The sequence below is a fragment of the Candidatus Pelagibacter sp. genome (assembly GCF_052049815.1).
Lineage (GTDB): Bacteria > Pseudomonadota > Alphaproteobacteria > Pelagibacterales > Pelagibacteraceae > Pelagibacter.
The window spans coordinates 106,981-114,314 of the sequence record NZ_JBNGZG010000001.1; the positions used below are offsets into that span (position 1 = coordinate 106,981).

Genomic DNA, 7,334 nt, shown 5'->3' on the forward strand with positions numbered 1-7,334 from the left:
TATTTCTATAAATTAGCTTTAATTTCATGTTTTTATAAATTGTTAACAATAAAAGAGGACGATAATGAAAAAACTATTAATCGCTGCCTTTATATTTGTATCTACTTTCTCAACAAATGTATTTGCAGAAATCAAAATGGGAATTATTCTTGGATTTACAGGTCCAATTGAATCTCTAACTCCAGCAATGGCAAACTCAGCTGAACTAGCATTTAAAGAAGCTTCAGACTCAGGATCATTGTTAGGTGGTGAAACTATTTCAGTAGTAAGAGCAGACTCAACTTGTGTTGACTCAGCAGCAGCAACAGCAGCAGCTGAAGGTGTTATTTCACAAGGTGTAGCAGCAATTATGGGAGCTGACTGTTCAGGTGTGACAGGTGCTATTGCATCAAACGTTGCAGTACCAAATGGTGTTGTAATGATTTCACCTTCAGCAACTTCTCCAGGATTAACAACTCTTGATGATAAAGGATATTTCTTTAGAACAGCTCCTTCAGATGCAAGAGGTGGTCAAATTCTAGCTGATGTAACTAAAGACAGAAAAATTAAAAGTGTAGCTATCACATATACAAACAATGACTATGGTAAAGGGTTAGCAGATGTTTACAAAGCAGCTGTTGAGGCTCATGGCATTAAAGTAACAACTACTACTGCTCACGAAGATGGTAAAGCAGATTACTCGTCAGAAGTAGCAACATTAGCTTCTGCTGGTGGAGATGCTGTAGCAGTAATTGGTTACCTAGACCAAGGTGGTAAAGGAATTATCCAAGCATCATTAGACTCAGGTGCATTTGATACATTTATTTTATCAGATGGTATGATTGGACAATCACTTGTTGATGCTTTTGGAAAAGGATTAAATAAATCTTTTGGTTCATTACCAGGATCAACTGGAAAAGGTGCGGGAGTATTTGCTAAAGTTGCAAGTGCAGCAGGCATTGACTCTTCAGGACCTTATACTGGTGAATCTTATGATGCAGCAGCTTTAATTGTTTTAGCAATGCAAGCAGGTGGATCAGCCGATAGAGCTTCTATTGCAAAAAATGTAATGGATGTTGCTAACGGTCCAGGAACTAAAATTTATCCAGGCCAACTTAAAAAAGGTTTAGACCTTTTAGCTAAAGGAAAGAAAATTGATTACGAGGGTGCAACTGGTGTTTCATTTACTGATGTAGGTGAAGCAGAAGGTTCTTTCTTAGAGCAAGAAGTAAAAGGTGGAAAATTTAAAACTAAGAAACAAAGATAGTTTTAAAATTTAAATTATTAAAAACCCCCTAATTTAATTAGGGGGTTTTTTTTTAAAAGATATATTTATCAGCTATATACAAAAACCAAGCTGCTGCTGCTCCCATTATAATATATTTCATACAATTATTTTATTTCAATTTTTTCAGGAAGTATACCTCTTGGTCTGTACCTCATAATCAATAACAAACCTATTCCCATTAATAAAAACCTAAAGTAAGGAACGCTTTCAATTAAATGTGCTTTAATAACATTTGTTTCTGACAAACCAGCTGTAAAGAAATTAATTAGATATAAAGACATAGGTGCTGCCTCAATCCATAAAAACCAGACAACAAAACCACCTAAAATCGCTCCAAAATTATTTCCGCTTCCACCAACAATAACCATAACCCATATTAAAAATGTATATCTCATAGGTCTATAACTTCCTGGAGTAAATAAACCATCTTGTGTTACTAACATTGCACCTGCGATACCAACAATTGCTGAGCCTAAAATAAAAATTAGTAAATGTTCTTTAACAACATTTTTTCCCATCGCATTTGCTGCTTCCTCATTATCCCTGATAGCTCTCATCATTCTTCCCCAAGGTGAGTAGAGAGCTTTTTGAGTTAGTATTAATAAAATTATTACAACTGTTAAAAATAATCCTGAGTAACAAAGTTTTACAAACACTGATGAGCCTTCAATAACCATTTGATTTAAAGCAGCCTGTCTTTCAGCTATATCTGAAATTAAATTTAATTTTCCAGAATTAAATTTTTCAACTAAATTAATAAACCAATCAGTAGACTGTAAATTTACCTCATATGGAACTGGTCTCTTAAGACCTATTACATTTTTTACACCTCGCGTTAACCAATCCTCATGTTTTATTATCGCAATAACAATTTCAGAGATAAGTAAAGTTGCTATAGCTAAATAATCTGCTCTTAAACCTAAAGCAATTTTTCCAACTATAAAAGCTAATCCACCAGCAAATAAAGCTCCAATTACCCATGAAAACATAATTGGTAATCCAAAACCACCAAGAAATCCTGTTATGGCTGGGTCAACAGATTCAATTTTTTCAATTCCTGGCTCCGCAGTAATTCTAATTATGATTACACCTGTTATAATTAATGCGGCAATTCCATAATTTCTTAATTTTGAAGATTCGTAATTTTTTAAAGCAAACCTAATCACCATTATAATTACAATGATTAACCATAAGCACATTAAGATATCAAAACCACCTGCTCTCCATGCTTCTTGCACAGGATCAACAGAAACAATTACAGCAGCCAAACCACCTAAAGCTGCATAACCCATAATTCCAAAGTTAATTAGACCTGCATATCCCCACTGTATGTTTGCACCCATACTCATAACTGCAGAAATTAAACATAAATTAAAAATAGATAGAGCTATGTTCCAAGATTGAAATATTCCAACTAAAATGATTAATCCCATCATTATTGAATAAGCTGCAATAATATTTAGGTGTTTTTTAATCACAATAACCTTCCTTTAAATATTCCTTGAGGTCTATAAAGAAGAACGATGACTAAAATAGAAAAAGATACTGCAAATTTATAATCTGTAGATAATAGTTGAACCAAACCCTCTGGTTCTAAACTTTCAGGCAATATATAAACAAGAAACTTTTTATAAGCATATGTTAAAAATATTTCTGAGAAAGCAATTACATAGCCTCCTAGGAATGCACCAAATGGATTTCCTATACCTCCAACTATAGCAGCAGCAAAAATAGGAAGCATATTATTAAAGTAAGTAAATGGTTTGAAACTTTTATCTAGACCATACAACACTCCACCAATTGTCGCTAATATTCCAGCAATTATCCATGTGACCATTACTATTTTTTTAGGATCAATTCCTGACAATAAAGCAAGATCTTCATTGTCTGAATATGCTCTCATACTTTTTCCAGTTTTTGTTTTATTTAAAAACCAAAATAATGCAGAAACTAAAATAACTGTAACAAAAATAGTAATTACTTGGGTTGATTTGATAGCAAGTCCCTCGCTTAATCCTGTCATTTCTTTAAATTCTCCAGCTTTAATCAAAAATTTTTGTCCATCAAAAAATCTTCTATCATCTGGCCCTATAATTATTCTTACAAGTGCTTGGGTTAAAAACATTACTCCAATACTGACCATTGCAAATTGAACTGGTGGGCTTTTGTTGGTTCTGTAATATTTGAAAACAAATTTATCTATGAACAACATATAAATAATCATACAAAGAATAGCGAAAGGAATTGCCAATAATGCTGTTGGTAAAAATCCTAAAGAAACACCAAGAGATTGAAAATACCAAGTAAACAAAACTGCAAACATTGTACCAAAAGACATCATGTCTCCAGTAGCAAAATTAGCAAATCTCAATACTCCATAAATCAACGTAACAAATATTGCACCTAAAGCTAATTGTGACCCATAAGTCAAAGCTGGCACAAAAATATAATTTAGAAGTAAAACAATTGCGTTTATAAAATCCATATTAACCGCCTAAAAAAGATCTCCTAACTTCAGGATCATTTAATAACTCTTTGCCTGTCCCGTCATGTTTATTTTCACCTGTCACTAAAACGTAACCCCTATCTGAAATATTAAGAGCTTGTTTTGCATTTTGTTCTACCATTAATATTGCAACATTAGTTCTTTTTACTTTTACAATATGATCAAATAATTCATCCATCACAATTGGTGAAACTCCAGCTGTTGGTTCATCTAACATTAAGACACTTGGCCTAATCATTAATGCTCTTCCAAGAGCAACTTGTTGTCTTTGACCCCCAGATAATTCACCAACTAATTGATTTCTTTTTTCTTTTAAAATTGGAAATAAATCATAGATCTCATCAATAATTTGTTGATAGTTTTGATCCATTAAAAATGCACCCATTTCTAAATTTTCCTCTACTGTCATTCCTGCAAAGACATTCTTAGTTTGAGGCACAAACGAAATTCCTTGTTTAACTCTATCTTGAGGAGATAATTTAGTAATATCTTTACCATCAATTGTAATTGAACCAGACTTTAGATTTAATAAACCTAGCATTGCTTTCATTGCAGTAGATTTTCCTGCACCATTTGGTCCAAGTATAGAAACAATTTCTCCACGATTCACATTTACTGAACAAGAATTAATAATATCTGGCCCATTGCCATAGCCGCCTGTCATATTATTTCCTTCAAAGTATGCCATTAATATAGTCCTAACATTTCAGGTATATATCGTCCTGGTAACATAGTGAAAATACCAGCTACAGTTAAACCAATAAAATTTCCTACCATAAAAATTTTATGAAGAAGCACTTGTTTTTTTCTAACAAAATAAATTGATAAAGTTAAAGAAATTATTACCCAAATACTTAGTAGGTGTATCCAGCTGTATAAACCATCATTTAATTCTTTAATCCAAAAAGATGAAAATGATACATACATCATCAAAGATACCCAAATCCAACCAATTATTTTGTGAGTTGATCCACCTTTTTTTGACAGAAGATTTTTAATACCAAATCCTACTGCTAAAATTGCTAATATTAAATGTGATGTTATTGTCATTTTAATTATTTTTTAATTTTGATCCTCTTCCTAAATAACTCTCAATTACTTTTTCATCTTTTTTTGCATCTTCTACTGAACCTTCAAATAAGACAGAGCCTTCTGCCATCACAATTACTGGGTCACATAATCTGCTTATAAAATCCATGTCATGTTCAATCATACAAAAAGTATATCCTTTTTCTTTATTAAGTTTTTCAATAGCTGTGCCTAGATCTTTTAAAAGTGTTCGATTAACACCAGCGCCCACTTCATCTAATAAAACTAATTTTGCATCTACCATCATTGTTCTTCCAAGTTCCAATAATTTCTTTTGTCCTCCAGATAAATTTCCTGCTAACTCATTCGAAAGATGACCTAGATTTAAAAATTCTACAACTTCTTTAGCTTTATTTTTAATTTGTTCTTCTTCATTTTTAACTAATTGAGGTCTTAACATCACGTTAACTAATTTTTCTCCTGATTGATTACCAGGCACCATCATCAAATTTTCTAAAACAGAAAGATTTGTAAACTCATGAGCAATTTGAAATGTTCTTAACAATCCTTTTGAAAAAAGTTCATAAGAAGGAACATCTGTAATATTTTCATCATTAAACATTACAGTTCCCCCAGATGTTTTTAAATTACCAGCTATTAAATTAAATAAAGTAGTTTTTCCAGAACCATTGGGCCCAATGATGCCAGTGATTGATCCTTTTTTAACTTTTAAACTACAATCTGAAACTGCTGTTAGACCACCAAAAGTTTTGGTTAAACCATTTATTTCTAAAATGTTTTCCATAAATTATTTGCTTAATCTTTTATGAATACTATTTAAGGTACTTTCTAAAGATTTATACATACCTTTTTTTGTAAGCTCTTTCAAACCTTGTTCATTAAGTCCTTTAGGAGTTTGAGATTCCTTTACAAGATTTCTTAAATCAACTTTAGAATTAACAACTGCATCTTCTGATAAAGCTAAAAACAATGAAGTGATATATTTTTGAGCATCTAATTTTTTAATGCCTCTTTTTGTTAGCCATTCACTCATAGATCTTTGCATATCGTAATATGATGCCATCATTCCTGATATAGTCCAAAAATTTATTGATAATTTTTCATTTTTAATTTCGATAGTTGTTCCAATTTTATCAAAGAAAGATTTAACACTTTTATTAGGAGGACAGATTGGAACTGGACCTTTTTTTAAAGATATAAATGGTAGTGGTATTGCTCTTACAATTGAACATTTTACTTTTATCATTTTTTTTAATTGTGAAAGTGTAATTGTAGAAATGAAACTAATAATTTTTTGAGAAGATTTAAATTTTAAATCTTTAATTATTTGCTCTCCAACTGTTGGGGTAACCGATAAAAAAACCCAATTCACTTTATCAATGATTTCCTGGTTATCTTTAGCAATTATTACTTTTTTAAATTTTCTTCTTAATTTTTGAGCTAAAATTTTATTTCTTGGAGAAATATAAATTTTTTTACACTTTATTTTAGACGTGCAAATACCTTGAATTACTGAATAAGCTATTTTACCTGTCCCAATAAATCCTAAATTCATAAAGAACTTAATATAGTGAATTAATTTAATTAATTAATAAAAAAAGAACCTCTAATTCTTAATAGTTCTCTACTTAATGCTTTGTTTTCTTTGAAAGGTTTTCTGCCATGAAGCCAAAAGTAATTATTAGCAACAATTATAGATCCTACTGGTAACTTTGTAACAATTTTATATCTGCTTCCTTCTAAACAATCAGATAATTTTTGTAAAAAAATTCCTTGTTCCATATTTTTTGGTTCAGGAAATTGATCTATATAAGAAATTTGAGGCCTACCTTCACTATCTTCTGAAAAAACTGGATGTTCAACTTTATAATCAACATTTTTACTTTTTGGAGAACCCCAAACAAAATCTTGTTTACCTACCGGGTCTTTTGAGAGTTCGTCACAAAATTCCCAATCATCTAAATGCAGCATAGCTGTTTCGCCACCTTCAACATTTTCTTCCTCAATTTTTGTCATCAATAGCCAGTCAGTAACTTCTTTTACATAAGTTCCATCAGTATGAAGATCCATATTTCTATATGCTTTTCTTAAATAAGAGTCACTGTTGTCTTCATGTTTAACATGAAACCTTGCATAATATTTACCAGCCATTGAATCAAAATTTGGGTTTCCTATTAAATATGCAATTGCAGTAGATAATTTAACAAAAAATTTATCATCTAGTTTAGAGCTCATATTTTTTGGTGAAATAATAAAACATCCAGTGTTTCTATCCTTTAGAATAAAGTTCATTAATTCGCTAAGTTTAGATTGTGTTAGGTCATCTAAACTTTTTGCAATTGTAAATCTTGAAAAAGGTTTAAGTTCTAAAGCTGTTAAATCAAATTTATTAAAAGAAAATTGTAGTTTATCTAAGATTTCATCTTCAATTCTAATATTGTAAATTCTATTTGATTTTTCGTGCTGAGATATATCTAGATCTTTAACTTTTTGCATATAATTTATTATATT

8 protein-coding genes are annotated in these 7,334 nt (G+C 30.8%); 1 reads left to right on the forward strand and 7 read right to left on the reverse strand.

From position 1 onward, the window contains the following. Window positions 1–64: 64 nt before the first annotated feature. Entirely contained in the window at window positions 65–1,246 is a 1,182-nt protein-coding gene (locus tag ACTT9D_RS00565; RefSeq protein WP_014953572.1) for an ABC transporter substrate-binding protein, read from the forward strand. Window positions 1,247–1,371: 125 nt separating this feature from the next. On the opposite strand, the gene ACTT9D_RS00570 is transcribed toward ACTT9D_RS00565, so the two are convergent. The 7 genes from ACTT9D_RS00570 to glaH are packed head-to-tail and all read right to left on the reverse strand — an operon-like array spanning window position 1,372 to window position 7,319. Then, a complete protein-coding gene (locus tag ACTT9D_RS00570; RefSeq protein WP_440929968.1) occupies window positions 1,372–2,703 on the reverse strand; it encodes a branched-chain amino acid ABC transporter permease in 1,332 nt (443 codons plus the stop codon). Between the two features lie 38 nt (window positions 2,704–2,741). Next, window positions 2,742–3,752 (reverse strand): branched-chain amino acid ABC transporter permease, encoded by a 1,011-nt coding sequence (locus ACTT9D_RS00575; RefSeq protein ID WP_440929962.1) that lies wholly within the window; start codon window positions 3,750–3,752, stop codon window positions 2,742–2,744. Window position 3,753: 1 nt separating this feature from the next. Beyond that, a complete protein-coding gene (locus ACTT9D_RS00580; protein ID WP_440929963.1) occupies window positions 3,754–4,461 on the reverse strand; it encodes an ABC transporter ATP-binding protein in 708 nt (235 codons plus the stop codon). Next, a complete protein-coding gene (locus ACTT9D_RS00585) occupies window positions 4,461–4,823 on the reverse strand; it encodes a DUF2306 domain-containing protein (protein WP_440929964.1) in 363 nt (120 codons plus the stop codon). The genes ACTT9D_RS00580 and ACTT9D_RS00585 overlap by 1 nt, the downstream gene beginning before the upstream one ends. Window position 4,824: 1 nt before the next feature. Further along, window positions 4,825–5,607: an ABC transporter ATP-binding protein gene (locus ACTT9D_RS00590; protein ID WP_440929965.1), complete on the reverse strand. Its 783-nt coding sequence runs from the start codon at window positions 5,605–5,607 to the stop codon at window positions 4,825–4,827. Window positions 5,608–5,610: 3 nt separating this feature from the next. After that, window positions 5,611–6,378: a pyrroline-5-carboxylate reductase gene (locus tag ACTT9D_RS00595; protein WP_440929966.1), complete on the reverse strand. Its 768-nt coding sequence runs from the start codon at window positions 6,376–6,378 to the stop codon at window positions 5,611–5,613. A gap of 29 nt (window positions 6,379–6,407) precedes the next feature. Continuing rightward, entirely contained in the window at window positions 6,408–7,319 is a 912-nt protein-coding gene (glaH, locus tag ACTT9D_RS00600; RefSeq protein ID WP_440929969.1) for a glutarate dioxygenase GlaH, read from the reverse strand. Window positions 7,320–7,334 lie beyond the last annotated feature (15 nt).

Excerpts from the sequence above, each read along its gene's own strand:
- ACTT9D_RS00565 (WP_014953572.1), top strand. The coding sequence starts at position 65 with ATGAAAAAACTATTAATCGCTGCCTTTATATTTGTATCTACTTTCTCA.
- ACTT9D_RS00570 (WP_440929968.1), bottom strand. The coding sequence starts at position 2,703 with ATGATGGGATTAATCATTTTAGTTGGAATATTTCAATCTTGGAACATA.
- ACTT9D_RS00580 (WP_440929963.1), bottom strand. The coding sequence starts at position 4,461 with ATGGCATACTTTGAAGGAAATAATATGACAGGCGGCTATGGCAATGGG.
- ACTT9D_RS00595 (WP_440929966.1), bottom strand. The coding sequence starts at position 6,378 with ATGAATTTAGGATTTATTGGGACAGGTAAAATAGCTTATTCAGTAATT.
- ACTT9D_RS00590 (WP_440929965.1), bottom strand. The coding sequence starts at position 5,607 with ATGGAAAACATTTTAGAAATAAATGGTTTAACCAAAACTTTTGGTGGT.
- ACTT9D_RS00585 (WP_440929964.1), bottom strand. The coding sequence starts at position 4,823 with ATGACAATAACATCACATTTAATATTAGCAATTTTAGCAGTAGGATTT.
- ACTT9D_RS00575 (WP_440929962.1), bottom strand. The coding sequence starts at position 3,752 with ATGGATTTTATAAACGCAATTGTTTTACTTCTAAATTATATTTTTGTG.
- glaH (WP_440929969.1), bottom strand. The coding sequence starts at position 7,319 with ATGCAAAAAGTTAAAGATCTAGATATATCTCAGCACGAAAAATCAAAT.